General features: G+C 49.7%; 24 protein-coding genes. 23 read left to right on the top strand and 1 reads right to left on the bottom strand.

Going from position 1 to position 26,378, the window contains the following annotated elements; translation table 11 throughout:
* Positions 1-178: 178 nt before the first annotated feature.
* Entirely contained in the window at positions 179-1,318 is a 1,140-nt protein-coding gene (gene queG / locus FHD02_RS12520) for a tRNA epoxyqueuosine(34) reductase QueG (RefSeq protein ID WP_220393915.1), read from the bottom strand.
* On the opposite strand from queG, the gene nnr reads away from it, so the two are divergent.
* From nnr to nsrR, 23 genes are all read left to right on the top strand, one after another.
* Positions 1,317-2,864 (top strand): bifunctional ADP-dependent NAD(P)H-hydrate dehydratase/NAD(P)H-hydrate epimerase, encoded by a 1,548-nt coding sequence (gene nnr / locus FHD02_RS12515; protein WP_220393914.1) that lies wholly within the window; start codon positions 1,317-1,319, stop codon positions 2,862-2,864. The genes queG and nnr overlap by 2 nt on opposite strands.
* Positions 2,836-3,297 carry a tRNA (adenosine(37)-N6)-threonylcarbamoyltransferase complex ATPase subunit type 1 TsaE gene (gene tsaE / locus FHD02_RS12510; protein ID WP_008786002.1) on the top strand — a complete coding sequence of 154 codons (462 nt, stop codon included), beginning with the start codon at positions 2,836-2,838 and terminating at the stop codon, positions 3,295-3,297. The genes nnr and tsaE overlap by 29 nt, the downstream gene beginning before the upstream one ends.
* A 16-nt stretch (positions 3,298-3,313) precedes the next feature.
* The gene (gene amiB / locus FHD02_RS12505; protein ID WP_042312814.1) at positions 3,314-4,639 is read left to right on the top strand and encodes an N-acetylmuramoyl-L-alanine amidase AmiB; all 1,326 of its coding nucleotides are present in this window, start codon (positions 3,314-3,316) and stop codon (positions 4,637-4,639) included.
* 9 nt (positions 4,640-4,648) lie between these two features.
* The gene (gene mutL / locus FHD02_RS12500) at positions 4,649-6,502 is read left to right on the top strand and encodes a DNA mismatch repair endonuclease MutL (RefSeq protein WP_042312809.1); all 1,854 of its coding nucleotides are present in this window, start codon (positions 4,649-4,651) and stop codon (positions 6,500-6,502) included.
* Complete coding sequence (gene miaA / locus FHD02_RS12495) at positions 6,495-7,445, top strand: tRNA (adenosine(37)-N6)-dimethylallyltransferase MiaA (protein WP_038636521.1); 951 nt, start codon at positions 6,495-6,497, stop codon at positions 7,443-7,445. Before mutL ends, miaA begins: the two co-directional genes overlap by 8 nt.
* An 84-nt stretch (positions 7,446-7,529) precedes the next feature.
* Entirely contained in the window at positions 7,530-7,838 is a 309-nt protein-coding gene (gene hfq, locus FHD02_RS12490; protein WP_003025584.1) for an RNA chaperone Hfq, read from the top strand.
* Positions 7,839-7,912: 74 nt separating this feature from the next.
* The gene (gene hflX / locus FHD02_RS12485; RefSeq protein WP_042312807.1) at positions 7,913-9,193 is read left to right on the top strand and encodes a ribosome rescue GTPase HflX; all 1,281 of its coding nucleotides are present in this window, start codon (positions 7,913-7,915) and stop codon (positions 9,191-9,193) included.
* 126 nt (positions 9,194-9,319) lie between these two features.
* Positions 9,320-10,573 carry an FtsH protease activity modulator HflK gene (gene hflK, locus FHD02_RS12480; RefSeq protein WP_137371460.1) on the top strand — a complete coding sequence of 418 codons (1,254 nt, stop codon included), beginning with the start codon at positions 9,320-9,322 and terminating at the stop codon, positions 10,571-10,573.
* A gap of 2 nt (positions 10,574-10,575) precedes the next feature.
* The gene (hflC, locus tag FHD02_RS12475) at positions 10,576-11,580 is read left to right on the top strand and encodes a protease modulator HflC (protein WP_137361596.1); all 1,005 of its coding nucleotides are present in this window, start codon (positions 10,576-10,578) and stop codon (positions 11,578-11,580) included.
* A 524-nt stretch (positions 11,581-12,104) separates the two neighbouring features.
* Entirely contained in the window at positions 12,105-12,776 is a 672-nt protein-coding gene (locus tag FHD02_RS12470) for a DsbA family protein (protein ID WP_137361595.1), read from the top strand.
* Positions 12,776-13,720 (top strand): hypothetical protein, encoded by a 945-nt coding sequence (locus FHD02_RS12465; protein WP_137361594.1) that lies wholly within the window; start codon positions 12,776-12,778, stop codon positions 13,718-13,720. Before FHD02_RS12470 ends, FHD02_RS12465 begins: the two co-directional genes overlap by 1 nt.
* Before the next feature lie 147 nt (positions 13,721-13,867).
* The gene (locus tag FHD02_RS12460) at positions 13,868-14,065 is read left to right on the top strand and encodes a DUF4762 family protein (RefSeq protein ID WP_137361593.1); all 198 of its coding nucleotides are present in this window, start codon (positions 13,868-13,870) and stop codon (positions 14,063-14,065) included.
* Positions 14,066-14,502: 437 nt separating this feature from the next.
* A complete protein-coding gene (locus FHD02_RS12455) occupies positions 14,503-16,605 on the top strand; it encodes a peptidase domain-containing ABC transporter (protein WP_137361592.1) in 2,103 nt (700 codons plus the stop codon).
* Complete coding sequence (locus FHD02_RS12450; protein WP_137361591.1) at positions 16,595-17,749, top strand: efflux RND transporter periplasmic adaptor subunit; 1,155 nt, start codon at positions 16,595-16,597, stop codon at positions 17,747-17,749. Before FHD02_RS12455 ends, FHD02_RS12450 begins: the two co-directional genes overlap by 11 nt.
* Positions 17,742-19,667 (top strand): ATP-binding cassette domain-containing protein, encoded by a 1,926-nt coding sequence (locus FHD02_RS12445; protein ID WP_220393919.1) that lies wholly within the window; start codon positions 17,742-17,744, stop codon positions 19,665-19,667. The genes FHD02_RS12450 and FHD02_RS12445 overlap by 8 nt, the downstream gene beginning before the upstream one ends.
* 113 nt (positions 19,668-19,780) lie before the next feature.
* A complete protein-coding gene (locus tag FHD02_RS12440) occupies positions 19,781-21,046 on the top strand; it encodes a TolC family protein (protein ID WP_249935552.1) in 1,266 nt (421 codons plus the stop codon).
* Positions 21,043-22,293, top strand: a complete 1,251-nt coding sequence (locus FHD02_RS12435; RefSeq protein ID WP_220393913.1) for a beta-ketoacyl synthase — start codon at positions 21,043-21,045, stop codon at positions 22,291-22,293. The genes FHD02_RS12440 and FHD02_RS12435 overlap by 4 nt, the downstream gene beginning before the upstream one ends.
* Entirely contained in the window at positions 22,293-23,069 is a 777-nt protein-coding gene (locus FHD02_RS12430; protein ID WP_137361588.1) for a MaoC/PaaZ C-terminal domain-containing protein, read from the top strand. The genes FHD02_RS12435 and FHD02_RS12430 overlap by 1 nt, the downstream gene beginning before the upstream one ends.
* Positions 23,070-23,079: 10 nt before the next feature.
* On the top strand, positions 23,080-23,328 hold the full coding sequence (locus FHD02_RS12425; RefSeq protein ID WP_137361587.1) for an acyl carrier protein: 249 nt from the start codon (positions 23,080-23,082) through the stop codon (positions 23,326-23,328).
* A 2-nt stretch (positions 23,329-23,330) separates the two neighbouring features.
* Positions 23,331-24,068 (top strand): SDR family NAD(P)-dependent oxidoreductase, encoded by a 738-nt coding sequence (locus tag FHD02_RS12420; RefSeq protein WP_220393912.1) that lies wholly within the window; start codon positions 23,331-23,333, stop codon positions 24,066-24,068.
* 51 nt (positions 24,069-24,119) lie between these two features.
* Positions 24,120-24,317, top strand: coding sequence for a DUF2065 family protein (locus FHD02_RS12415; RefSeq protein ID WP_042312802.1), 198 nt, complete (start codon positions 24,120-24,122; stop codon positions 24,315-24,317).
* A gap of 102 nt (positions 24,318-24,419) precedes the next feature.
* On the top strand, positions 24,420-25,718 hold the full coding sequence (gene purA / locus FHD02_RS12410; protein ID WP_003025606.1) for an adenylosuccinate synthase: 1,299 nt from the start codon (positions 24,420-24,422) through the stop codon (positions 25,716-25,718).
* A 216-nt stretch (positions 25,719-25,934) separates the two neighbouring features.
* The gene (nsrR, locus tag FHD02_RS12405; RefSeq protein ID WP_038636528.1) at positions 25,935-26,360 is read left to right on the top strand and encodes a nitric oxide-sensing transcriptional repressor NsrR; all 426 of its coding nucleotides are present in this window, start codon (positions 25,935-25,937) and stop codon (positions 26,358-26,360) included.
* Positions 26,361-26,378 lie beyond the last annotated feature (18 nt).

The raw sequence follows: 26,378 nt of genomic DNA, 5'->3' as shown, positions 1-26,378 counted from the left end.
CACAGGTCCGGGTATTATTCCTGGAATGCAAAAAACTTCGCCTGGTTAATAGTATCATTTTAATGCATTGAAATTATTGAGATAATTATCATTTCAGATTGTTAATGCGATCACTTGACGATTTTTTCCCTCTTGAATATCAATGTGTTTCTATTTTTATACACAAGCTGTGGATGACTTAAGCGTCGCGCGGTAGACCCTTTTCGATGACCCTGACTAAACGTTGTTTCTTCGGCAACTGCACCTCAACTACGCAGGCATTTCGCTTCTCAATTTGCTGAGCGACCGCCCACTCTATGTGTTCGTCGAGAAGTGGGTGCTCACCTCTGCGCTTTTCCAGTGCGTTAATTACGGCTTTATCCCAGGGTGCATTACCCAACGCAACAGCGATATTTCGCAGCCAGCGCAGATGGCCAATACGACGAATGGCAGACCCCTCCGTGACTTTTAAAAACCACGCTTCGCTCCAGCTAAACAGCTCTATTAACTCCGGAGCATGCAGCTGCTTACGTGGGCTAAAGTCATCCTCTACCGTCAGTTGCGAATAGCGGTTCCAGGGACAAATGAGCTGACAATCATCGCAGCCGTAAATTCGATTCCCCAGCAAGGGACGAAACGCTTCCGGGATAGCGCCTTCCAGTTCGATAGTGAGATAAGAGATACAACGGCGCGCATCTACGGTGTAGGGTTCAACGATGGCCCCGGTAGGACAGATGGTCATACAGGCGACGCATTTCCCGCATCCTTCTTCTACTGGCTTATCGACCGGCAAGGGCAGGTTGACCAGCAATTCACCGAGGAAGAAAAATGAACCGGCTTCGCGATTGAGGATAAGTGAGTGCTTACCTGTCCAGCCAAGCCCGGCTTTTTCCGCCAGCGGACGCTCAAGAATGGGCGCGGAATCGACAAAAGGTCTAAAATTCAGCGAAACGCAGTGTTGTTGAATCATCTCGCCCAGCTTTTTTAAGCGGTTACGCAGCAGCTTATGGTAGTCGCGCCCCAGTGCGTAGCGACTGACGTAACCCAGAGAGGGATTTTTCAACGTACTGGCAAAGGCCGCGTTGGCTGGGAGATAGTTCATACGTACGCTGATGACACGTAGCGTACCGGGCAATAATTCGTGAGGTCGGGCGCGCATCATGCCGTGACGGGCCATCCAGTCCATCTCGCCGTGATAGTGTTGCTCCAGCCAGGCCTGCAGTTTGGGCTCCGCTTCGCTTAGGTCGGTATCGGCAATACCGACCTGCTGAAAGCCAAGCTCCAGCCCCCACTGCTTAATATTTTGCGCTAACTGATTGAGATCGAGGGGCTCTGACATGATGGACCATACAATGAAGAAAAACCCCGCAAGTATACCACACTCCATCTGGCACGCCGATGACATCAGGCGGATGGAGCGAGAGGCAGCAGACAGTTTAGGGCTGACGTTATACGAACTGATGCAACGGGCGGGAGAGGCTGCGTTTCAGGTCTCGCGCGAAGCCTATCCGCATGCCCAGCACTGGCTGGTGCTGTGCGGCCATGGTAACAATGGCGGCGATGGCTACGTGGTGGCAAGGCTCGCCAAAGCGCAAGGGCTTGAGGTCACGCTACTGGCGCAAGAGAGTGACAAACCGCTCCCGGAGGAAGCACAGCATGCGCGCGACGCCTGGCTTAATGCCGGTGGCGTCATTCATGCTGCGGATATCACCTGGCCTGGTAGCGTGGACGTCATCATCGACGCGCTGTCAGGGACTGGCTTAAAGTACGCGCCGCGTGACTCTCTCTCGGTATTGATTGAACGTGCCAATACTTACCCAGCTCCCATCGTGGCGATCGATATTCCTTCCGGCCTGCTGGCACAAACAGGAGCGACACCGGGATCGGTCATCAATGCGGCGCATACCGTCACCTTTATTGCACTCAAACCAGGCCTGTTAACGGGTAAAGCGCGCGATGTCACCGGACGCCTGCATGTTAACGCGCTTGGGTTGGACGACTGGCTGGCTGGGCAGAATGCGCCAATTCAACGTTTTGATGCTCAACAGCTTGCGCACTGGCTAACGCCACGCCGACCTACCTCGCACAAAGGTTCCCACGGTCGGCTGGTGATTATTGGCGGTGACCACGGGACGGCAGGCGCAATACGTATGGCCGGTGAAGCGGCGCTGCGTGCAGGCGGCGGGCTGGTCAAAGTGCTGACCCGCAGTGAAAACATCGCGCCGATTCTGACCGCCAGGCCGGAACTGATGGTTGATACGCTAACGCCGCAGACTCTGGATGAAAGCCTGGCGTGGGCGGATGTTGTTGTGATTGGCCCTGGGCTTGGTCAGCAGGAGTGGGGCAAAAAAGCGCTGCAAAAGGTCGAGAATTTTCGCAAACCGATGCTCTGGGATGCCGATGCACTGAACCTGCTGGCAATCAACCCCGATAAACGTCACAATCGCGTGATCACGCCGCATCCGGGAGAAGCCGCGCGACTGCTGGGCTGTTCCATTGCAGAAATTGAAGACGATCGCTTACTTTGCGCACAACGTCTGGTAAAACGGTACGGAGGCGTGGTTGTGCTGAAAGGCGCGGGTACGGTTGTTGCTGCTGAACAGGCTGAGTTGGGTATTATTGATACCGGCAATGCAGGCATGGCCAGCGGAGGAATGGGTGATGTGCTTTCCGGTATTATTGGCGCATTGCTCGGACAGAAGCTTACCCCGTATGATGCAGCATGTGCGGGATGTGTTGCGCACGGTGCGGCGGCGGATGTGCTGGCGGCGCGTTTTGGTACGCGCGGCATGCTGGCGACCGATCTCTTTACTACGCTACAGCGTATTGTTAACCCTGATGTGATTGACGTTTATCATGATGAATCGAGTAATTCCACTACCTGATGAACAGGCGACTTTAGACCTGGGATTGCGGGTAGCCAAAGCCTGTGACGGCGCGACGGTAATTTATTTGTACGGCGACCTGGGAGCGGGCAAAACCACTTTCAGCCGTGGATTCCTGCAGGCGTTAGGTCACAAAGGTAATGTAAAAAGCCCGACTTACACGCTGGTTGAGCCCTATTCGCTCGATAATTTGATGGTTTATCACTTCGATCTGTATCGACTTGCGGACCCGGAGGAGCTGGAATTTATGGGGATCCGTGATTATTTTGCCAATGATGCCATCTGCCTGGTGGAATGGCCGCAACAAGGTAAAGGTGTACTGCCAGACCCGGACGTCGAAATACACATTGAATACCAGGCACAAGGTCGAGAGGCGCGCGTAAGCGCAGTCTCCTCATCGGGTGATTTATTGCTGGCGCGTTTAGCCGATTAACCTTAAGGGTGGCGGGATGATTTATCGCATCAGAAACTGGCTGATGGCAACCCTGGTCCTGCTGTGCGCGCAGGCAGGGGCCGCCAGCCTCTCCGATCTTCAGGTTTCCAATGGTGATCAACAGGCGCGGATTACGCTGAGCTTTATTGGCGATCCTGAATACGCCGTTTCGCAGGATGGGAAACGAACCGTCGCGCTGGATATTAAACAAACCGGTGTGATTCAGGGATTACCGCTGCTGTTTAGCGGTAATAATCTGGTCAAATCTATTCGTTCCGGTACGCCAAAAGACGCGCAGTCTCTGCGCCTGCTGGTGGATTTAACCGAGAACGGTAAAGCAGAAGCCGTTAAACGACAAAACGGCGGCAATTATACCGTCGTGTTTACCATCAAAGCGGATACGCCGCCGCCACCGCCTCCGGTGGTCGCGAAGCGTGTCGAGGCGCCGGTTGTCGCCCCGCGTCCTGTCGAGCCTGCACGTAACCCGTTTAAAGCGGAAAACGACCGCACCACGGCGGTTACCAGCAGTAATACGTCCACGCGACCTGCGGCGCGCGCCAGCACCAACAGCGGCGACAAAGTGGTTATCGCCATTGATGCCGGGCACGGTGGACAGGATCCCGGCGCAATTGGTCCCGGCGGTACGCGTGAGAAAAATGTCACGATTGCCGTGGCGCGTAAACTGCGCAGTTTGCTGAATGATGACCCGATGTTTAAAGGTGTTCTCACCCGCGATGGCGATTACTTCATCTCGGTGATGGGGCGTTCCGACGTTGCGCGTAAACAAAACGCCAACTTCCTGGTTTCGATTCATGCGGATGCCGCGCCAAACCGGGATGCCACTGGCGCTTCCGTCTGGGTACTGTCAAACCGCCGGGCGAACAGTGAAATGGCAGGCTGGTTGGAGCAGCACGAGAAGCAATCGGAACTGTTAGGCGGTGCGGGTGATGTGCTGGCCAACAGCCAGGCCGATCCTTACCTCAGTCAGGCCGTGCTGGATCTGCAGTTCGGTCATTCGCAACGCGTCGGGTATGATGTGGCGACCAGCATGATTGGTCAGTTAGAACGTATTGGCTCAATGCATAAACGTCGGCCGGAACATGCCAGCCTGGGCGTATTACGTTCGCCTGATATCCCGTCAGTGTTGGTTGAAACCGGCTTTATCAGTAACAACAGCGAAGAGCGTCTGTTGGCGAGCGATGATTACCAGCAGCAACTGGCCGAGGCGATTTACAAAGGATTGCGTAACTATTTCCAGGCGCACCCGATGCAAACCGGGCCGCAGGGCGCACCGGCGCAAACCGCCAGTGCCGTGTCGCCTGGCAACACGTTAACAAATTAAGGATTAGCCATGCCGATTCAGGTTCTACCGCCACAGTTGGCGAACCAGATTGCCGCGGGCGAGGTGGTAGAACGGCCTGCGTCAGTGGTGAAAGAGCTGGTGGAAAACAGTATCGATGCCGGTGCGACGCGCATTGATATTGATATTGAGCGTGGTGGCGCGAAGCTTATCCGTATTCGTGACAACGGCTGCGGGATTAAAAAAGACGAGCTGGCGCTGGCGCTGGCGCGTCACGCCACCAGTAAAATTGCCTCGCTTGACGATCTCGAAGCCATCGTGAGCCTCGGGTTTCGCGGCGAAGCGTTAGCCAGCATTAGCTCAGTCTCTCGTTTAACCCTGACGTCGCGCACGCAAGAGCAATCTGAAGCCTGGCAAGCCTATGCCGAAGGGCGCGACATGGATGTCACAGTGAAACCCGCCGCGCATCCGGTGGGCACCACGCTGGAGGTGTTGGATCTGTTCTACAACACCCCGGCGCGGCGCAAGTTTATGCGCACCGAGAAAACCGAATTTAATCATATCGACGAGATTATCCGCCGCATTGCGCTGGCGCGGTTCGATGTGACGATTAATCTGTCGCACAACGGCAAAGTGGTGCGTCAGTACCGTGCAGTGGCAGCAGATGGGCAAAAAGAGCGCCGACTGGGCGCGATTTGCGGTATGCCGTTTCTGGAACATGCGCTGGCGATTGAATGGCAGCATGGCGATTTGACGCTGCGGGGCTGGGTAGCCGATCCGCACCACACGACGACGGCGCTGGCGGAAATCCAGTACTGCTACGTGAATGGCCGGATGATGCGTGACCGCCTGATCAACCACGCTATCCGCCAGGCCTGTGAAGATAAGCTGGGCGCCGATCAGCAGCCTGCATTTGTTTTATACCTGGAAATCGATCCGCATCAGGTGGATGTCAACGTGCATCCCGCCAAACATGAGGTCCGTTTCCATCAGTCGCGTCTGGTGCATGATTTTATCTACCAGGGCGTATTGAGCGTCCTGCAACAGCAGCTTGAAACGCCGCTGCCGTTGGCTGATGACGACGAGCCCGCCCCCCGGCACATCCCGGAAAACCGCATTGCAGCCGGACGTAACCATTTTGCTGAGCCCGCTCCGGCGCGTGAAGCTGCTGCACCTCGCTACTCTGCCCCCGCTGGCGGTGGTGGTCGTCAGGCGGGCGCCAGCTGGCCTCATGCCCAGCCTGGATATCAAAAGCAGCAGGGTGAGATTTATCAGCAACTGCTGCAGACGCCAGTTCCAACGCGTAAAGCGCCGGAATCTGAAGCGCCATCAGCACCGCTGACCGGCAATAGTCAAGGTTTTGGTCGGGTGCTAACGATTGTCGGTGCGGACTGTGCCTTACTCGAATGTGATGGTCATATTCGGTTACTGGCATTACCGGTGGCGGAACGTTGGCTGCGTCAGGCGCAGTTAACGCCGGGAGAGGGTACTGTTTGCGCCCAGCCGTTGCTGATTCCTTTACGTCTAAAAGTGACCGCCGATGAAAAAGCGGCGCTGCAGAAAGGGCAGAGCCAACTGGCCGATCTGGGCATTGAATTTCAACTGGATGCGCAGCATGTGACCATCCGGGCAGTGCCTTTACCCTTACGCCAACAAAATTTACAAATCTTGATTCCTGAACTGATAGGCTACCTGGCGCAGCAGTCCGTATTTGAACCGGGCAATATTGCACAGTGGATTGCACGTAACCTGATGAGCGAGCATCCGCAGTGGAGCATGGCCCAGGCGATTACGCTGCTAGCGGATGTTGAGCGGCTTTGCCCACAACTCGTGAAGGCACCGCCGGGTGGTCTGTTACAACCTGTTGATTTACATTCGGTAATGAATGCCCTGAAACATGAGTGATACCCGTAAGGCGAGCCTGCCAAAGGCGATTTTTTTAATGGGGCCAACGGCCTCCGGTAAAACGGCATTAGCAATTGAATTGCGTAAAGTTTTGCCTGTAGAGTTGATAAGCGTTGATTCCGCCCTTATTTACAAAGGGATGGATATCGGTACAGCCAAGCCTGATGCAGATGAATTACAGGCCGCGCCGCACCGATTGCTGGATATCCGCGATCCGTCGCAAGCGTACTCCGCCGCTGATTTTCGCCGCGATGCGTTAGCCGAGATGGCCGATATCACCGCCGCGGGGCGTATCCCGCTGCTGGTGGGCGGCACAATGTTATATTTCAAAGCCTTGCTTGAAGGGCTGTCGCCGTTACCGTCGGCAGACCCGGACGTCAGGGCCAGAATTGAGCAGCAGGCGGCAGAGCACGGGTGGGACGCATTGCACCGACAGCTTCAGGAGATCGATCCCGTGGCTGCCGCGCGTATTCATCCAAATGATCCGCAAAGACTTTCCCGGGCACTGGAAGTTTTTTTCATTTCGGGTAAAACTTTAACGGAGCTGACGCAAACGTCAGGAGACGCTTTGCCGTATGAGGTGCATCAGTTTGCAATCGCCCCGGCGAGCCGTGAACTGCTCCATCAGCGAATTGAGCAGCGTTTTCATCAGATGTTAGCTTCAGGTTTTGAAGCAGAAGTCCGGGCGCTTTTTGCCCGTGGAGATTTGCATACGGATTTGCCTTCCATTCGTTGTGTGGGGTATCGCCAGATGTGGTCATACATTGAAGGCGAAATTTCATACGATGAAATGGTTTATAGAGGTGTTTGCGCCACGAGGCAGTTGGCGAAGCGGCAGGTAACCTGGTTGCGTGGTTGGGAAGGGGTGCACTGGCTTGACAGTGAAAAGCCTGACCAGGCGCGAAACGAAGTATTACAGGTTGTTGGTGCTATCGCGAACTGAATGTGTACAATTGAAACGTATCGTGCGCAATTTTTCAGAATCGAAAGGTTCAAAGTACAAATAAGCATATAAGGAAAAGAGAGAATGGCTAAGGGGCAATCTTTACAAGATCCGTTCCTGAACGCACTGCGTCGGGAACGTGTTCCAGTTTCTATTTATTTGGTGAATGGTATTAAGCTGCAAGGTCAAATCGAGTCTTTTGATCAGTTCGTGATCCTGTTGAAGAACACGGTCAGCCAGATGGTTTATAAGCACGCGATTTCTACTGTTGTCCCGTCTCGCCCGGTTTCTCATCACAGCAATAATGCCACCGGCGGCACTGGCAGCAACTACCATCACGGTAGCAACGCGCAAGGTTCATCTGCGCAACAGGACAGCGAAGAAACCGAATAAGGTTGATCGCTGTTTTACATACGGGGAGCCAGCGAACCTGCGTTCCCCGTTGATACATATTAAGGGGTTGACGCTTGTTTGACCGTTATGATGCCGGTGAGCAGGCGGTACTGGTACACATCTATTTTTCGCAAGACAAAGATATGGAAGACCTCCAGGAGTTTGAATCTCTGGTTTCTTCCGCCGGTGTCGAAGCAATGCAGGTGATTACCGGGAGCCGTAAAGCACCGCACCCGAAGTATTTTGTTGGTGAAGGTAAGGCAATCGAAATTGCCGAAGCCGTAAAAGCGACTGGCGCTGCGGTGGTGATTTTTGATCATGCTCTAAGCCCTGCCCAGGAACGTAACCTGGAACAATTGTGCCAGTGTCTGGTTATCGACAGGACTGGTCTTATTCTGGATATTTTTGCCCAGCGTGCGCGAACCCATGAGGGTAAGTTGCAGGTTGAGCTGGCGCAGCTGCGCCATATGGCTACGCGTCTGGTCCGTGGCTGGACCCACCTTGAAAGACAAAAGGGCGGGATTGGTTTGCGCGGTCCGGGTGAAACCCAGCTCGAAACCGACCGTCGTTTGCTGCGTAATCGCATTTTGCAGATACAGTCGCGCCTGGAAAAAGTTGAAAAGCAACGTGAGCAGGGGCGACAGTCGCGTAAGAAAGCGGATGTCCCGACCGTATCACTGGTGGGATATACCAACGCCGGAAAATCCACCCTGTTCAATCAGATAACTGAAGCCCGGGTCTACGCAGCGGATCAGCTGTTTGCGACCCTGGACCCGACCCTGCGCCGGATCGACGTTGCGGATGTCGGTGAAACCGTGCTGGCGGATACCGTAGGGTTTATCCGTCACTTACCGCACGACCTGGTGGCGGCGTTTAAAGCCACCTTGCAGGAAACACGTCAGGCGACATTGCTGCTGCACGTTATTGATGCAGCAGATTTTCGTGTGCAAGAAAACATCGAGGCCGTTGATACGGTGCTTGAGGAGATCGATGCGCATGAGATCCCGACCCTGCTGGTGATGAATAAAATCGATATGCTGGATGACTTTGAACCGCGTATCGACAGAGATGAAGAGAATAAACCCATTCGCGTTTGGGTTTCAGCGCAAACGGGAATAGGAATACCACAGCTTTTTCAGGCTTTGACTGAGCGGCTTTCCGGTGAGGTAGCGCAGCATACGTTGCGTTTGCCGCCGCAGGAAGGGCGTCTGAGAAGCCGGTTTTACCAACTTCAGGCAATAGAAAAAGAGTGGATGGAGGAGGACGGCAGCGTAGGTCTGCAGGTTCGTATGCCGATCGTAGACTGGCGTCGCCTCTGTAAACAAGAACCGACCCTGGCAGATTACATTATCTGACCGGGAGGAAATGCCTGGGGATTTTTTGCCCAATACTCATCGAATTTTGGGTTGCAGGTCGGCGGTAACGCCCCTGTAGTGCAAAAAACGGGGTATATCACCGCATAACAAATATGGAGCACAAACATGGCGTGGAATCAGCCCGGTAATAACGGACAAGACCGCGACCCGTGGGGAAGCAGCAAACCTGGCGGCAACCCTGAGGGAAATGGAAACAAAGGTGGTCGCGATCAGGGACCTCCCGATCTGGATGATATCTTCCGCAAACTGAGCAAAAAGCTCGGTGGTCTGGGCGGTGGTAAAGGTACTGGTTCTGGCGGCGGTAGTTCATCGCAAGGTCCGCGTCCGCAACTGGGCGGTCGGGTCTTTACTATCGCAGCGGCCGCTATCGTCATTATCTGGGCGGCCAGCGGTTTCTACACCATTAAAGAAGCGGAACGCGGCGTGGTGACACGCTTCGGTAAATTCAGCCATTTGGTTGAGCCGGGTCTGAACTGGAAACCGACCTTTATCGACGAAGTGACCCCGGTCAACGTTGAAGCCGTGCGTGAACTTGCCGCATCCGGCGTCATGCTGACATCTGACGAAAACGTCGTGCGCGTTGAAATGAACGTGCAATACCGCGTGACCGATCCGCAGCGTTACCTGTTTAGCGTAACCAGCGCGGATGACAGTCTGCGTCAGGCAACCGACAGCGCACTGCGTGGCGTTATCGGTAAATACACTATGGACCGAATCCTGACCGAAGGGCGTACTGTTATTCGTAGCGATACCCAGCGTGAACTGGAAGAAACGATCCGTCCGTACAACATGGGTATCACCCTGCTGGACGTCAACTTCCAGGCTGCGCGTCCGCCGGAAGCGGTAAAAGCCGCGTTTGACGATGCGATTGCCGCGCGAGAAAACGAACAGCAGTACATCCGTGAAGCGGAAGCGTATACCAACGAAGTTCAGCCGCGTGCGAACGGTCAGGCGCAGCGTATTCTGGAAGAAGCGCGTGCTTACAAAACGCAAACCATCCTGGAAGCACAGGGTGAAGTGGCTCGCTTCGCTAAAATTCTGCCGGAATATAAAGCCGCACCGCAAATTACTCGCGAGCGTCTGTATATCGAGACCATGGAAAAAGTGCTGAGTCATACTCGCAAAGTTCTGGTTAACGATAAGGGCAGCAATCTGATGGTTCTGCCGCTGGATCAAATGCTGAAAGGCGGTAGTGCGCCAGCAGCCAAGAGTGACAGCAGTTCAAACCTGCTGCGTCTGCCGCCAGCGACGACCTCCAGCACTGGAGCAAGCAATACCTCGTCCACCAGTCAGGGCGATATTATGGACCAACGCCGCGCCAACGCGCAGCGTAACGACTACCAGCGTCAGGGGGAATAACGATGCGTAAGTCAGTTATTGCGATTATCATCATCGTTCTGGTAGTTCTGTTCATGTCTGTCTTTGTGGTCAAAGAAGGCGAGCGCGGTATTACGCTGCGCTTTGGTAAAGTTCTGCGTGACGATGACAACAAGCCGCTGGTCGTTGCACCAGGCCTGCACTTCAAGATTCCATTTATTGAATCAGTGAAGATGCTGGATGCGCGTATCCAGACCATGGACAACCAGGCCGATCGCTTTGTCACCAAAGAGAAGAAAGACCTGATCGTTGACTCTTACATTAAGTGGCGCATCAGTGACTTTAGCCGTTACTACCTGGCAACGGGCGGTGGCGACGTTTCTCAGGCGGAAGTTCTGCTGAAACGTAAGTTCTCTGACCGTCTGCGTTCTGAAATTGGTCGTCTCGACGTGAAAGACATCGTTACCGATTCCCGTGGTCGCCTGACTCTGGAAGTCCGTGACGCGCTGAACTCCGGTTCTGCTGGCACGGAAGATGAAGTCGCTACACCGGCGGCGGATAGCGCGATTGCCGAAGCGGCTGAACGTGTTCAGGCTGAAACGAACGGTAAAGTACCGGTCATCAACCCGAACAGTATGGCGGCATTGGGCATTGAAGTGGTTGACGTGCGTATTAAGCAAATCAACCTGCCTGCTGAAGTGTCTGAGGCTATCTACAACCGTATGCGCGCTGAGCGTGAAGCGGTAGCTCGTCGCCATCGTTCACAAGGTCAGGAAGAAGCGGAAAAACTGCGTGCAACGGCGGATTATGAAGTAACGAAAACGCTGGCAGAAGCTGAACGTCAGGGCCGCATTATGCGTGGTGAAGGCGATGCGGAAGCGGCTAAGCTGTTTGCCGATGCGTTCAGCCAGGATCCTGACTTCTACGCTTTCATCCGTAGCCTGCGCGCTTACGAGAAGAGCTTCGAAGGTAACCAGGACGTGATGGTCATGAGCCCGGACAGCGATTTCTTCCGCTACATGAAGACACCGAGTTCGACGACGCGTTAACGTATCACTGGAAAGAAAAAGCCAGCTCTTTAGTAGAGCTGGCTTTTTTTTGCCTGCAAGTAAATCACTTCTATAAGACGTTTATCATAGCGTAGTTTCAATACGAAAAATCCAATAGTAGTAGTGCACTTCTCCCTGTCTTTCTACCAATCACTGCGTCTTCAGAAACATTTACCCTTTTAATAGTTAAAATATTTTTTGTCATAAAGGTTTCGTTAAACAGAAAATAGCTTCTAATTATTATATTTTAATTATGATTTATTTTTATTTATTATCATAGATTATCGAATGCTTTAGATTAATCTAAAATATTAAGGTTTTTCTTATCAATAAATTCATGCTTAATTTCGTATTTAATAAAATTCATGTTTAATGAATCGTTTTTGTATCAATCTGTGTGTATATTATCGGTACCGATAGTACTAAAACATATTGGGTTGTTTTGGATTCAGTAAGATCAATGTTTCTTTAATCATATAAAACAACCAAATGGTAGTATTTCTCTTATTATATGGATGTACGAAATGTTGACTGTGAACAAAAGGAAGTTTTATTTATTTTTGATAATATATACATTGTTAATTATATTGTTATCATCGATTATTACAACCCAGTATATATTTAAAGTTGTTTTGTCTTCTAATCAGGATGTGGTGCGTCGTATTGACGATAAACAGGTTGCAAAGATAACAAAAATTTCCCCTGATACGATTATTGAGATGTTTTCTTATGGCTGTGGTTACTGTGAAAAGTCAGAGCCGGAACTTGATAAATTTGAGAAAACGCTCCCGGCGTCGAAGAAACTTATACGAATGCATGTGAGTAACAATGGTGGGTTGGGGCGTTTTGCACCGCTTTATGCAACGCTTACCGTCATGGGGCTGGAGCCTAAATTACGTGGAGCAGCTTTTCATGCCGTGATGCAAGAGAGAAAAGATCTTGCCGACCCGACCATACGTAATCAGTGGCTTATTGCTAATGACGTAGACGTTGCCGAGTATGAAAAAACCGAGAAATCAGAGCAGGTTAAAGCACTGCTACAGCTTTCTAAACAGCTAACCGAAGTTTACGGTATTAATGGCACGCCGGAATATATCGTTGGCAAGAAGTGGGTAACGTTTACAGACAGAGAATGGCCTGCTATGGGTAAACAGCTCATGTCATTACTGATGAATGATAAACCGCTTGAAAAATAATGGATATTTTAATCCTGCGAGTATGGGCCTTATATAATCATGCATTAAATAAGTTCAACGCTCTGGTGCAGAGAGCATACAGGAAATACAGCGTTATAAAATTCCGTATGGTTCTACGAATACCTGTTCGCTATGTGTTTGCATGGGCATACATTAAGAGGTCAACAGGATTTTATGCAAAGGGATATCGATTAAGGGCATGTGTTGCAAACGCGAATCAGCGCTGCTTATTGCCGCAATCGTCGCTAAATTACACTTTGACGGCAAACAGGCGTGAGATTATTGAGTTCTATTCAACCTGGGGGCAGGATACTCAAATTCTCCAACAAATTGATTGCTGTGCAGAGGAACTCCGTAGAGCTGTCAACGAAGTAGTTGATGCGGGTACGCCATTAATACTGGCCCCTTTGCATATGATGTCCGATGTTGCGGCCGTGATAGTGGCGAGCAAAGCGAATCCCAGAAAGTCAACGGTAGTTGTTTCTTCCAACGCCAATCAGTGGAATGCGCGAGCAAGGGCACAGGGAAATATTGACGTGGACTATTGCTCTGTAGAGCAGAATACACACGGTATAGGTTTGAGTCTTGCTACGGCATGCCTTGATGTGAGCGAGGGGACGCGGGGATTGATCGTGTTTGCCGATATGGTGCCTGATTACTCAATGCGCAACATCGATAAGACTCAGGACACGTTTCTGTGCCGGATGTTTGATCGCCCAGCCTATTTACACAATGGATTAATACGTCTTTCAAAAGTGACGAAAGCCGATGTTATATTTTTTCATCTTTATTATGACCAACAAATAAAAATAAGAGTGTTGCCTGCCATAAGCTACAAGAATGTAAAAAATGAATTGCCTGGAGTGATTGAACAGGCAATCACTCAGTTTTCGCAAGATTGGTTATTATGGCATCAACATTGCCTCTATTTTATTAATGAATAATAATCACTGCATATATTATTTGCAGTCATTGTTTATCGGATAATTCATAACATGTTTGTTATGGGCTAAAAGAACATATTTCTTGGTTGAGATCAGTGAATATGTTCAATTCAAAACGTGTGTTATAACTTAAAGTAAGGATATTTTATGAAACGAATTACAATTGAACAGGCGGCAGGAATTGTTGGTGGTGATGATTGTAAGTATGTAGATGCTCATATTGAGCATAGATCGAATGGTACGAAAGCGTGTGTTGCAACCTATGTTTGTTATGATAAACACGGTGAACAGACTAGTGCGCGCCAGGAGGATATGGGTTACTACTACTGCGGAGATGCTTGGTAATAATCGGCATTTTTGCGGTTGTCATTAGCACTAATGGTACGAAAGTGTGTACAGAAAATCATGTTTTACTGATACACGCGGCAATCAGATGAGTATGCGTAGAGAACAATTTTTGCTACTAATGCCTTAGTACTCAGTGCCTGGTAATCTTAATAATAACTGCACAGCATATGTTGTGCAGTTATTATGTTCTGATAAAGAGATATGTTACTGGAATTATAAATGCTATGATTTTACTGTCTGCAGATATATTTTTCTGGAATATATAATCTTGGTGCATTTCAGTAGTGTTTTAATTAGTGTAATTAATACCCTATTTTGTTAAAACCTATCTGTTCAGGGTGCATAAAACTATGTTTAGGGGTATTAAGAATTTTTAAATGATCGTTTTTGTAACTTTTTCGTTATATCTGAGGTATTGATAAAAGGTAGATGCTGTGAAAAATGCAATCCCAGCGATGGTCATGCAAAATGAAGTCAGTGAATGTGGTCTGGCCTGCATTTCTATGCTCGCGGATTACTATGGTATTGAGGCTCCATTAGAAAAGTTGCGTCTTAAATACCCCACTTCTTTGCATGGATTCACATTGGCTCGTTTGAGCACAATTCTAAGCGAGATGGGGCTTCCAGGCGTACCCGTACAGTTTGATTATGATGAATTAGATACGCTTCCGTTACCGGCTATTTTGCATTATGGCGCCGGGCATTATGTGGTTTTAGCCTGGCGTAGCGGCAAAAATGTTTGCGTTCTGAACCCTTCCTTGGGTAAACAGCTCCTGACTTTCGATGCCTTAAAACGAGAAATAAGTGGCTTTGCCTTAATTATTGATGAACAAGAAAAATGCGTGCTTTTTGATGGCGCAAAAGCAAAAAGAAATAAAGGCTGGCTCCCTTCCTGGCTAAGCGTTAAGGCAACGTCAAACGTACCCTATATCTATATATTAATGATAACAACTTTTGTTATCTCAATGGCAGTGTTTATCATTCCTGTCATGATGAGTTCCTCACTGAATGCCTTATACAGTCAGAAGCAGGTTGAGGTATCATGGTGGCTCTATATTATTGCTTTTATCGGGATTGCAGGGATAGATCTGCTAAACGGCATTTTTTCTGCAAATGTTGTGAAACGGTTTTCTCATATCAGCAATACCTCAGGGTTCAGGCGCTTGATACATCAACCGTTACGTTACTTTCAGAAACGTAATGCGGGTGATATTTACAGTCGTTTTAGCCATTGGTGTGGGGCGTTAAGAGGTAAAATAGCGCTGGATAATACGTTACGCATCGATTGGCTCATTGCCTTACTCTCCTTCGGCGTGATGTTTTGGATTAACCCTGTTCTGTCTTTAGTGTCATTGTTCAGCATCACACTGATGGGCTTAATCAGTTTATGGGCAGCCTGGAAAGACAGAATCTATACCCAGAAAATTGAAATGCTGAGTGCCGAGCAGAATGATTTTATTATGGAAACGGTGAGTGGTATTCATACAATAAAATCTGCCGGGCTGCATGAATATCGTCAGATTGCTTTTGCAGAGCAAAATAAAAGAATGGTTCAGGCATTACGTAACTATGCAGTATATAATAAAATAAAAAGTAATCTTTACCAACTGACCAGTAATGGCGAAACCATTCTCTATATTGCTATATCACTGCCGTTGTTACAAACTGGCGAGATGCACTTTGGTACTTTTGTTTCATACGGTCTGATCAAGCAGATATACGGTAACTATATGTCAAAACTTTTTTTTACCGTATTACAGAAAAATGAAATTGGCGTTATTGATAAGCGAGCACAAGATTTTTTATTTAGCGAAGAGGCTTCGTCAGACAGTACAGATACAACTGAGCATTTCCAACGAAGTATTCGTTTCGACAATTTACGTTTTGCCTGGACTCCAGAGTGTAATGTGATCAATGGGCTTACATTAACGCTCCGTAAAGGGGAATGCGTGGCTATTATTGGTGAGTCCGGAGAGGGTAAGACCACCTTTCTGTCAATTGCTGCTGGGTTGCTGATGGCAGACAGTGGGGAGATCGCTATTGACGATGTGGTGCAATCACCGGGTCAATGGGCGAGCATGGCCTTTATGAACAGCACCGATCATATTCTTTTGCAAGGTAGTGTGCGGGACAACATTACACTATTCAGGAGCGATTACACCATTAATGAAGATCGTCAGATTCGGCATATACTCGATGCGCTGGGTATTGCCGATGTGATTGAACATCTTCCCGGCGGACTCAATGCACGGATCCGGGAGGGCAATAGCGGACTGTCGGCTGGGCAACACCAGCGATTGCTGCTTGCGCGGGCTCTCTATTGTAACCATGAACTGGTTATCCTTGATGAACCAACTGCCAATCTGGATGCGGCTGCGGCGCAGCAAACGATGACGGCGATCGTTGAACACTGCAGGCAGTATAATAAAACGCTTATTACCGTAACGCATAATCCTGCTTTACTTGGCGCATTTGACGCGGTTTATCAATTCTCCCATGGGCGTTTATCGAGAGAAGGCTACGCTCATGAGCAGTAAGGTGAAAGCACTCTGCCTTAGCGCAGTACTGATTGTCGTTGGCTTTGGCGTCTATCTTACTGTGATGAACAGCCACGAGGTTCCTGTTCAGGATTTTGCGGCGCAGCCGGTTATTCGCGGCGATATTAAAGAAACAGTGATGCTAACCGGCATAGTTAAACCCTTTCGCAAAGTGAAAGTGGGAGCGCAAGTCACCGGGCAGTTAAAGCGGCTCTATGTGCAGGACGGGCAGCATGTTAAACAGGGCGAATTGTTAGCGGAGATCGATCCTTCTATTCAGGAAGCCGATCTTAAAAAAGCCGAAGCGAGTTTATCTCGTGCTCTGGCACAGCAGGAGGCGGCAAAGGTATTGCTTTGGCAGTATCAGGCGGAATATAGCCGCCAGCAAAACATGAAACGCGATAACGCAACGCCTGAGAAAACGCTTGAACAGGCAAAAAGCCAGTATGAATCGCAGATCCAGCAGACACGAATTGAAGAAGCTAGCGTGGTTCAGGCGCAAATGGAAGTTGAAAGCGCTAAAACCAATCTCAGCTATACAAAAATTCATGCACCGATGGATGGTGAAGTGCTGGCTATTGTAACAGAAGAGGGGCAAACCATCGTTTCTTCTCAAACAGCAACCACCATTCTTATTCTTGCTGATTTGAGTAAAGTTAGCGTGGGTGTGAATATTCCCGAAGTGGATATTTTAAAGATCCACACAGGACAACCACTCTCGTTTTATACTCTTGCTGATGCCAAAAAAGAGTGGCAGGGAAAAATGGGGAAAATTCAAAGTTCTCCCGATGATATAAATAAAGAGGACGATCCATCTGCAAGCTCGTCTGGGAAAAATAATCCAGTTTATTACACGGGCACATTTGAAGTCGATAATGCGTGTCGGTGCTTTAAAACCTCAATGACGGCTAACGTTTTTGTCACCAGCGCGGAGGCGAAAAATGTATTGCTGGTGCCACTGTCTGCTCTTTCAACAATCGAATCATCTGGAAAAGATTATGTCAGAAAAAAGGTCAACGACCAGATTATAGACACCCCAGTAACGGTGGGGCTGCAAAATGAGAGCTACGCAGAAATAACGTCCGGACTTTCGGAGAAGGATCTGGTAATTGTTAAAAGGTCAGGGAAAGACGGTGATGATTAATGATTTACCTGCCGCTATCTGTCTTAAAAACATCCGCAAAGAGTACATTATTAATAATGTTGCTAATACGGTACTGGCAGATATTAATTTAACCATTCATCAGGGCGAAATGGTGGCAATTGTTGGTCCGTCAGGTTCAGGTAAATCCACGTTGATGAATATTATTGGCTGCCTGGATAAACCTGACGCGGGCCAGTTGACTTTATTTGACAGGGATACCGCTGAAATTAGTCATGATCGTCTCGCTGAGTGTCGTCAAAAATATATCGGTTTTATTTTTCAACGTTATCAGTTGTTGCCCTGGCTTAGTGTCATAGATAACGTGATGATGCCCGCTCGTTATACTACACAAATACATCAGCAGGCGCTGATTCGAGCGCGCACGCTAATGGCTCGTCTGGGTATGGCTGACAAGCTTAGCTATTTGCCTAACCAGTTATCCGGGGGGCAGCAGCAGCGTACAGGGATTGCCCGTGCGTTGATGAACGGCGCGCCGATTATTCTGGCGGATGAGCCTACCGGAGCTCTGGACCGACAAAATGGCCAGGAGGTGATGGCCTTACTAAAAGAGCTGCACCGTGAGGGCCATACTATCGTGATAGTGACTCACGATGCGGAAATTGCCGCCCAGACCCAGCGTCAGATCCATCTGGAAGATGGCAAAATCGTTTACCAGCATACAGCAGACATGCCTGATGTCTGTTTGCCCACGCTTCTAACGCAGGTGCAGTGCGCCCGTTTCCGCTTACGTGACGCTATCTATACCGCCTGGCTTGCCTTGATGGGGCATCGCGTTCGCGCTTTCCTTTCTATGCTTGGCATTATTATCGGCATTATGTCAGTCGTTAATACGGTTGCCATCGGTGAGGGGGCCCGGCAAAAAGTCCTTAATGATATTGCGCGTCTGGGGGCGCATAAAATTGAGATTCAGCCAGGCGTTGATGTTCGCGGCAATCCGCTTTATGGAGTACTGAGCGCTGACGACTTGCGCTATCTCAAAAGTTTGCCATTCGTGACAGAGGTTTCGGCTTTTGTCAACCAACATATGGCCGTAGCCAGTCAGAAAAAAACAGGAGTGATGGGCATTCGTGGTGTTGGCCGGGAGTGGTTCGCGCTGAATAACCAACATATTCTTAGTGGAAATCTTTTTTCTCTGCGTGAGCAATCGTCTGCCGCACAGACTGTCATTATTGATGAGATCGCCCGCCAGAAACTCTTCCCCGAGGCATCGGGGGACGTTATAGGGCAGCTCGTTAATATCGGTGGCTCGCTGTGGCGTGTCACTGGTCTGGTGAGTAATGGTCTTTTCACGGGAGAAGGACAACTTTATGTCCCGTTTACCTCATTTATGGAGCGTATCTCTCCATCCGCTACAGTAAGCCAGATAGATGTTCGCATAGCTGAAAACGTTGATGAAACGGATGCCGCCAGACAAATCTCTGTGGCGATGAAGGCCCGACATGGTGCCGGTAGTGTTCAAGTGAAAACCAATCAGCAAGTGTTGAAAGCGGTAAGCAACGCCTCGCAGTCTCTTAATCTGTTAATCACCGCGATTGCCTGTATCTCTCTGTTCGTTGGCGGTATAGGTGTAATGAACGTTATGTTGGTCTCTGTTTCTGAGCGTACCCGTGAAATTGGTATACGTCTGGCTGTCGGAGCCACCCGACACGATATTCTGCGCCAGTTTCTCACCGAGTCGGTGGTTATTTGCCTGCTTGGCGGGTCACTGGGAGTACTCCTGTCGTTATTGACGTCACTGGTGATTGGGATGTTTGCCACCACTATCGTCATGAAGATCGGAGTGACACCGGTTCTGGGCGCATTTGCGATCTCGACCTTAACCGGATTGGTATTCGGATTTTTCCCCGCCCGTAATGCTGCCAAGCTAAATCCTGTAGAGGCGATAGCAAGAGAATGAAATTTTGTTTCTTGATTCTCGTGTTTTTACTGACTGGCTGCACCCAACCTGAATCGTCGTCATTAAATAACGCTAAAGGGGAATGGTTAAGCACGATAAGCGGCAGAAGCGTAATGGCGCGTGCAACGCGCGTCACGGATCATTTTAACGATCCACAATTGACGCAATTGGTTAGTGATGTGCTGGTTAACAATAATGATCTGGCCGTGGCTGGATTCCATCTACAGCAGGCGTGGCTGGCTGCTGGGTTAATTGATGAAACACGCTTTCCTGGCCTGTCCGCCTCAAGTGGCGCTACGAATAGTCAACAGCTCAAGCCCAAACAACCTTCCACGGAAAGTTGGCAAAGTGACGCCTCGCTGAGCTGGGAGGTTGATTTGTGGGGTAAGGTTGCTCGCCAGCATGATCAAAGCATCTGGCAGGCGCAGGCCAGCGATTCGGATCGTTTGGCGACAGCGCTGTCATTAATCAAGACCACAGCGGAACTGTACTGGTCGATTGCATTAAGTAATGCGCAATTGAAAAACTATGAGTCGCAACTGGTTATCAGTGAGCAATTGAAACAGCTGGTGGAAAGTCAGTATCAGGCAGGTGCAGTTTCGGCGAGCGATCGTTTTCGCGCGGAACAGAGCATTTTACAGATGAGGCTTTCTTATGACGCGCTGGTGGCAAAACGCGACAAAGACAGGCATGCGTTGGCTATTTTATTTGACAGCAGTCCGCGCAAACAACGCCCGGAAAAACTTTATTTACCCAATGCCGGCACCACGCCCGGACCAAAAGCAATTCCTGTAAGCGCATTATCTGAACGACCAGATGTGCGCAGCGCAGAGATGCAACTGCGGGCGGCGCTGGCAGGTTCTGATGTCGCCAGACTCAATTTTTATCCCACCCTCTCCGTGAGTGGCACTGTCGGAGCGGCAAACGCGGTGTTTTCACAATGGTTTGCTCATCCGTCTCGTAGCGTGTCGGCAAACCTGGCGCTCCCTTTTCTGCAATGGGATGCCATCATGCTGACCATTGAGCACGCTGATCTGGATGTAAAAGCGGCAGAGGCTGATTTTCGCACGAAGGTCTGGAAAGCGCTCTCTGAAACAGAGGATGCTCTCACCGAGAGCCAACATGCTTTAGCGCAATATGAGATGCACAGCCATAACCTCCGGTTAAGCCAGGCATTGTGGCAGCAGGAAAAAATCCGCTTTATACAAGGCGATTCAAGCCTCAAGGATGTTTTGGATGCAGAAAGCAGCTGGCTTCAGGCTGAGAATGATATTCAGAATGTGAACTACGACTATCTTTCAGGGATTATGAAGCTGTGGCTCACGTTTGATAGTAATAAAACCGGCGTGCCGGTACCGCAAAAAAGTGAGGGAACATGAAGACACAATATCGTAGAGTTGTCATAACAGGACAGGGTGCGATCACCAGCCTGGGGAAAAGCGTTGATGAGTGTTGGCAAGCCATCATGGATTATCGGCTGGGATACAAACACCGCTCGCTGGAATGCGCTGGGATCAAATCGGCGTTTTACGGTGAAATAGAAGACGAGCCCAGTATTCGATTTGTGCCGCCGGGTATCCGCAGACGGTTACCGCGCTTTGCGCGTTTAGCGATGTTTGCTGCTAAAGAAGCTATTGAACAGGCATATGGTGATCGGGCTATCAAGGATTGTTATGATCCCTGTCGCTGCGGGGTGATTATTGGCACCGGTTGGGCCGGCCAGGATGAATCGATTCAAAATCATGACCAATATCGTGATACAGGCTTGGGTTCAACCTTTGGCTGTATTTTTTCTATGCCAAATGTTGCTACGGCTGCCTGTAGTCAATTTTGGGGCCTGCGTGGGTATCAAAATACACCAATCGCTGCTTGTGCAACGGGTACGATAGCTATTGGTGATGCTTTCGAGGCTATTCGTTCCGGGCGGGCGGATATGATGCTGGCGGGCAGCGGAGAGTCATTACGCAGTCATACCTCAATCTGGAATATTGATGTATTACGTGCCCTGACGCGTGAGCAGGATGATATTACAAAAGCTTGCTGCCCATTTAGTAAAGATCGCAACGGCTTTGTATTATCAGAAGGTGCCGCGGTCCTTTGCCTTGAAGAGCGTGAATCTGCGATTGCCAGAGGAGCTACAATATTGGGAGAAATTACCGGTTACGGCAATTTCTCGGATGCCACTGATTTTACGGCTCCGGCAGAGGATAAAATCGCGCGGGTTAAAACTATTGACTATGCGCTCCGTCAGGCAGGAATTGAGGCTTCCATGCTGGATTATATTAACGCGCATGGCACCTCTACACCGCTCAATGATAAAAATGAATGCGAAGCCATTAAAATCGCTCTGGGTGACACGGCGTTTTCTATTCCTGTTTCCAGTACCAAATCTTATTCTGGTCATTTAATCGCCGCAGCAGGTAGTTTTGAGACCATTATTTGCCTACAGGCAATGCATCATCACAGGATTCCAGCCACGCATCATCTTTATAACCCCGATCCCGACTGCGATTTAGATTTTGTCGCTCAGGGACACCGACAGGCAGATATTCACCATGCGTTGAATTTAAGTTTTGGCTTCGGTGGCGCGAATGCGGCGTTGGTTATTTCTCGTGGAGAAGTCTGATGCTGCGATGGAGCGCTGAGGATGCCCGCCAGTGGGCCATCTTTTCAGGGGATGAAAACCCGATACATTTTGACAACGATGCCGCAATAACGACTGGCGCGAATGGCATTACGGTACATGGGATGAGGTCGATGTGGCATCTCAAACAAGCCCTTGCCGAAATGTCGCCACTTTCTTCAGAAGAAGAAGGTGTACATTGCGCAATTCGGTTGCGTAGTCCAATCCTTATTGAACGTGATTATTGTTTGAAGATGAAGTCGGGGGCTGACTGCGCGCGTGGCGAGATTATTGACGCCAACAGCTCTGCTGTTTGCTTTTCGGGAAAATTATCAAAAAGCCCGCGACCCGTGTTTGATGAAGCAGGGTTAGCTCCCCGTCTGATCCTCGGGCGTTTACAAAAAAGCTCTTATCCACTTCCTGGTTATGACTGGTGTTTTCTGGATGCGCTTTTATTCAGGATGATTGTTGATGCCCCTGAATCCATGGAAGTCGTGCATAGAGTTTTACCTGAACTCCCCGCAAAAACGTTAGGCGACGTTTTTGTTCAATTGCCGATCGTGCAAACACATCACGATGTTTGGTTGCCGGAATATTTATTGCGTCAAACCTGGGGTGAGCAAGATATCGAAGGCGCGATCCTGCCTTCGCTGGTCATGGGCGATCGCCAGAGCGGGTTTATTTTACAAATGAGCGCTGCGTGCTTACAGCAGCAAAAATTAATCATGTCGACGACGGTGACATTAAAAATTTGGCCTTTAGTAAATAGAAACGGATGAGGGAACATAAATGAGCAATTTTCAGGATGTCTGGACAAATATTGTTAATTTAATTGCCGATGTGAAGGATGTTGCTGTGGATGATCTGTCTGCAGAAACGATGTTGCGAACTCTGGAGCTGGATAGTCTCGATTATGTTGAGATGATGGTCGCCATTAAACGTAACTATGGTATTACGCTGGAAGCCGAGCTGTTTATTAATAATCCCGATATTACTCTCGCTGCGCTGTGTCAGCATATTTGTGAGCAACTGGGGTAAGTATGAGTCAGCCATGGATTTTGGTTACTGGCGGTAGCAGGGGCATTGGCAAAGCGCTGGTGCTATCGCTATCCGAGCGTTGGCGCGTGGTTTTCACCTGGAGAAATAACGAAATTGCTGCCTCAGAAGTCGTGGATCACTGCCGCAGGCAAGGGCGACTGGTTGAGGCGATTCAGTGTGATGGCACCAATGAGGAACAGGTTCACCAAACGGCAACGCGGTTACTTGAACAATACGGCGCCCCTTATGGCATTGTGCATAATGCGGGTGTTCCGATGGATGCTTTACACATTCATCAAACGGCAGAGCGCTGGCGAAAGGTTATGGATACGAATCTGAATGCGCTTTTTTATTGGCATCAGAAGCTGCTGCCAGCCATGTTTGAGATGAATTCGGGGTCTATAGTATTCATTACCTCGGTGTCTGGCGCTGTTAGAGGAAATTCGGGGCAAACGGCATACAGTGCCAGCAAAGCGGCAATGGTAGGATTGTGCCGATCGTTGGCGCTTGAAGTCGGGCGGTTTGGCATTCGGGTTAACTGTATCGCACCGGGGATTATTGACAGTGAATTGCTTAACGCTATTCCAACAGATAAGCTTAAAGCCCTTTCCCGTCAAATCCCTCTAAGACGTATTGGTCAACCTGCTGATGTAGTATCGTCTGTGCGATTTTTCTTGAATGAAGAGAGTCAATGGATTACCGGCCAATGTTTAGTGGTTGATGGTGGAATAAGCGTGTAGATTACCAGGCCTGCCTGGTACCAGGCAGGTTTCTAACAATAAGGACTCGCAATGAATTCCACAATTTTGCTGGCTCTCGCCTTGGTTTTGGTGCTGGAAGGCCTGGGTCCTATGCTTTATCCCAGCGCATGGAAGAAAATGATCTCCGCGATGGCGCAACTTCCCGAAAATACTTTGCGTCGTTTTGGTGGAGGTCTTGTGGTCGCGGGCGTTGTGGTCTACTACATGTTGAGGAAAACGATTGGCTGATCAATAAGTAGCCTAATTTGCGGATTTTAGCATGCAAAAAGTGCTGTATATCTGAAAAAGCGGTGGTAGAATCCATTTTTAAGCAAACGGTGATTTTGAAAAATGGGTAACAACGTCGTCGTACTGGGCACCCAATGGGGTGACGAAGGTAAAGGGAAGATCGTCGATCTTCTGACTGAACGGGCTAAATATGTTGTGCGCTACCAGGGTGGTCACAACGCAGGCCATACTCTCGTAATCAACGGTGAAAAAACCGTCCTCCATCTTATTCCATCAGGTATTCTTCGCGAGAATGTCATCAGCATCATCGGTAACGGTGTTGTACTGTCTCCGTCCGCGCTGATGAAAGAAATGAAAGGGCTGGAAGATCGTGGTATCCCGGTTCGCGAGCGCCTGCTGCTGTCTGAAGCGTGTCCGCTGATCCTTGATTATCACGTTGCGTTGGATAACGCTCGTGAGAAAGCGCGTGGCGAGAAAGCGATCGGTACTACCGGTCGTGGTATCGGTCCGGCTTATGAAGACAAAGTGGCTCGTCGCGGTCTGCGCGTTGGCGATCTGTTTGATAAAGCAACCTTCGCTGAAAAACTGAAAGAAGTGATGGAATATCACAACTTCCAGTTGGTGAATTTTTATAAAGTCGAAGCCGTTGACTACCAGAAAGTGCTGGATGATGTGATGGCGATTGCCGACATCCTGACCTCTATGGTTGTTGATGTTTCCGATCTGCTGGACCAGGCGCGTAAGCGTGGCGATTTCGTCATGTTCGAAGGCGCGCAGGGTACGCTGCTGGATATCGATCACGGTACCTATCCGTACGTAACCTCCTCCAACACCACTGCGGGTGGCGTGGCGACCGGCTCCGGCCTGGGTCCACGTTATGTGGATTACGTTCTGGGCATCATCAAAGCTTACTCTACTCGTGTCGGCGCAGGTCCGTTCCCGACTGAGCTGTTTGATGACGTTGGTGAGTTCCTGTGCAAACAAGGTAACGAGTATGGCGCAACCACCGGCCGTCGTCGTCGTACCGGTTGGCTGGACTCCGTTGCCGTACGTCGTGCAGTACAGATTAACTCCCTGTCTGGCTTCTGCCTGACCAAACTGGACGTGCTGGACGGTTTGAAAGAGGTGAAAATCTGTGTCGCTTACCGTATGCCGGATGGCCGTGAAGTTACAACGACTCCGCTGGCGGCTGACGACTGGAAAGGTATCGAGCCGATTTACGAAACCATGCCAGGCTGGTCTGAATCCACCTTTGGCGTGAAGGAACGTAGCGGTCTGCCGCAGGCAGCACTGAACTACATCAAGCGTATTGAAGAACTGACCGGTGTGCCGATTGATATTATCTCAACTGGCCCAGACCGTACTGAAACCATGATCCTGCGCGACCCGTTCGACGCATAATTCTGGTTATGGCGTAGCGTCGGATGGCGCTGCGCTTGCACTCTCTTAGGCCGGATGAGGCGTTTTGCATCAGAATCCGGCTTAAAATCACGTAAGTTCCTCGCTTTTTTCCTTCCCGAACTGAAATAAATTAGCGACCTGGCTGGTGGCTGGTTTATCATCAATATAATTAATACCACCAGGTTTATCCGTTTTATCCCTTTTCCTGAGGTTGATGTGCAGTTAACAAGTTTCACCGATTACGGATTACGTGCGCTAATCTACATGGCGTCACTTCCCGAAGGACGTATGACCAGTATTTCTGAGGTGACAGAAGTCTACGGCGTGTCCCGTAATCATATGGTCAAAATAATCAATCAACTTAGCCGGGCGGGCTTTGTTACTGCTATTCGAGGAAAAAATGGCGGTATCCGCCTGGGTAAACCCGCTAAGGATATTTGTATTGGTGATGTGGTTCGCGAGCTGGAACCCTTATCGCTGGTCAACTGTAGCAGCGAGTTTTGCCACATAACCCCTGCCTGCCGACTCAAACAGGCGCTTTCTAAAGCAGTGCAAAGTTTTCTCACGGAACTGGACAACTACACACTTGCTGATTTGGTTGAAGAAAATCAACCGCTTTATAAATTATTGCTGGTGGAGTGACGAAAATCTTCATCAGAG

The organism is Citrobacter sp. EC_71 (assembly GCF_019584005.1).
Taxonomy (GTDB): domain Bacteria; phylum Pseudomonadota; class Gammaproteobacteria; order Enterobacterales; family Enterobacteriaceae; genus Citrobacter; species Citrobacter werkmanii.
The sequence above is the reverse complement of the archived record's forward strand: the minus strand, read 5'-3'. Positions and strand labels throughout refer to the sequence as shown.

What these genes read in the sequence shown, in the direction of transcription:
- nnr (WP_220393914.1), top strand. Translation starts at nt 1,317, where the DNA reads ATGATGGACCATACAATGAAGAAAAACCCCGCAAGTATACCACACTCC.
- queG (WP_220393915.1), bottom strand. Translation starts at nt 1,318, where the DNA reads ATGTCAGAGCCCCTCGATCTCAATCAGTTAGCGCAAAATATTAAGCAG.
- tsaE (WP_008786002.1), top strand. Translation starts at nt 2,836, where the DNA reads ATGATGAATCGAGTAATTCCACTACCTGATGAACAGGCGACTTTAGAC.
- amiB (WP_042312814.1), top strand. Translation starts at nt 3,314, where the DNA reads ATGATTTATCGCATCAGAAACTGGCTGATGGCAACCCTGGTCCTGCTG.
- mutL (WP_042312809.1), top strand. Translation starts at nt 4,649, where the DNA reads ATGCCGATTCAGGTTCTACCGCCACAGTTGGCGAACCAGATTGCCGCG.
- miaA (WP_038636521.1), top strand. Translation starts at nt 6,495, where the DNA reads ATGAGTGATACCCGTAAGGCGAGCCTGCCAAAGGCGATTTTTTTAATG.
- hfq (WP_003025584.1), top strand. Translation starts at nt 7,530, where the DNA reads ATGGCTAAGGGGCAATCTTTACAAGATCCGTTCCTGAACGCACTGCGT.
- hflK (WP_137371460.1), top strand. Translation starts at nt 9,320, where the DNA reads ATGGCGTGGAATCAGCCCGGTAATAACGGACAAGACCGCGACCCGTGG.
- hflC (WP_137361596.1), top strand. Translation starts at nt 10,576, where the DNA reads ATGCGTAAGTCAGTTATTGCGATTATCATCATCGTTCTGGTAGTTCTG.
- FHD02_RS12470 (WP_137361595.1), top strand. Translation starts at nt 12,105, where the DNA reads ATGTTGACTGTGAACAAAAGGAAGTTTTATTTATTTTTGATAATATAT.
- FHD02_RS12465 (WP_137361594.1), top strand. Translation starts at nt 12,776, where the DNA reads ATGGATATTTTAATCCTGCGAGTATGGGCCTTATATAATCATGCATTA.
- FHD02_RS12460 (WP_137361593.1), top strand. Translation starts at nt 13,868, where the DNA reads ATGAAACGAATTACAATTGAACAGGCGGCAGGAATTGTTGGTGGTGAT.
- FHD02_RS12450 (WP_137361591.1), top strand. Translation starts at nt 16,595, where the DNA reads ATGAGCAGTAAGGTGAAAGCACTCTGCCTTAGCGCAGTACTGATTGTC.
- FHD02_RS12445 (WP_220393919.1), top strand. Translation starts at nt 17,742, where the DNA reads ATGATTAATGATTTACCTGCCGCTATCTGTCTTAAAAACATCCGCAAA.
- FHD02_RS12440 (WP_249935552.1), top strand. Translation starts at nt 19,781, where the DNA reads ATGGCGCGTGCAACGCGCGTCACGGATCATTTTAACGATCCACAATTG.
- FHD02_RS12435 (WP_220393913.1), top strand. Translation starts at nt 21,043, where the DNA reads ATGAAGACACAATATCGTAGAGTTGTCATAACAGGACAGGGTGCGATC.
- FHD02_RS12430 (WP_137361588.1), top strand. Translation starts at nt 22,293, where the DNA reads ATGCTGCGATGGAGCGCTGAGGATGCCCGCCAGTGGGCCATCTTTTCA.
- FHD02_RS12425 (WP_137361587.1), top strand. Translation starts at nt 23,080, where the DNA reads ATGAGCAATTTTCAGGATGTCTGGACAAATATTGTTAATTTAATTGCC.
- FHD02_RS12420 (WP_220393912.1), top strand. Translation starts at nt 23,331, where the DNA reads ATGAGTCAGCCATGGATTTTGGTTACTGGCGGTAGCAGGGGCATTGGC.
- FHD02_RS12415 (WP_042312802.1), top strand. Translation starts at nt 24,120, where the DNA reads ATGAATTCCACAATTTTGCTGGCTCTCGCCTTGGTTTTGGTGCTGGAA.
- purA (WP_003025606.1), top strand. Translation starts at nt 24,420, where the DNA reads ATGGGTAACAACGTCGTCGTACTGGGCACCCAATGGGGTGACGAAGGT.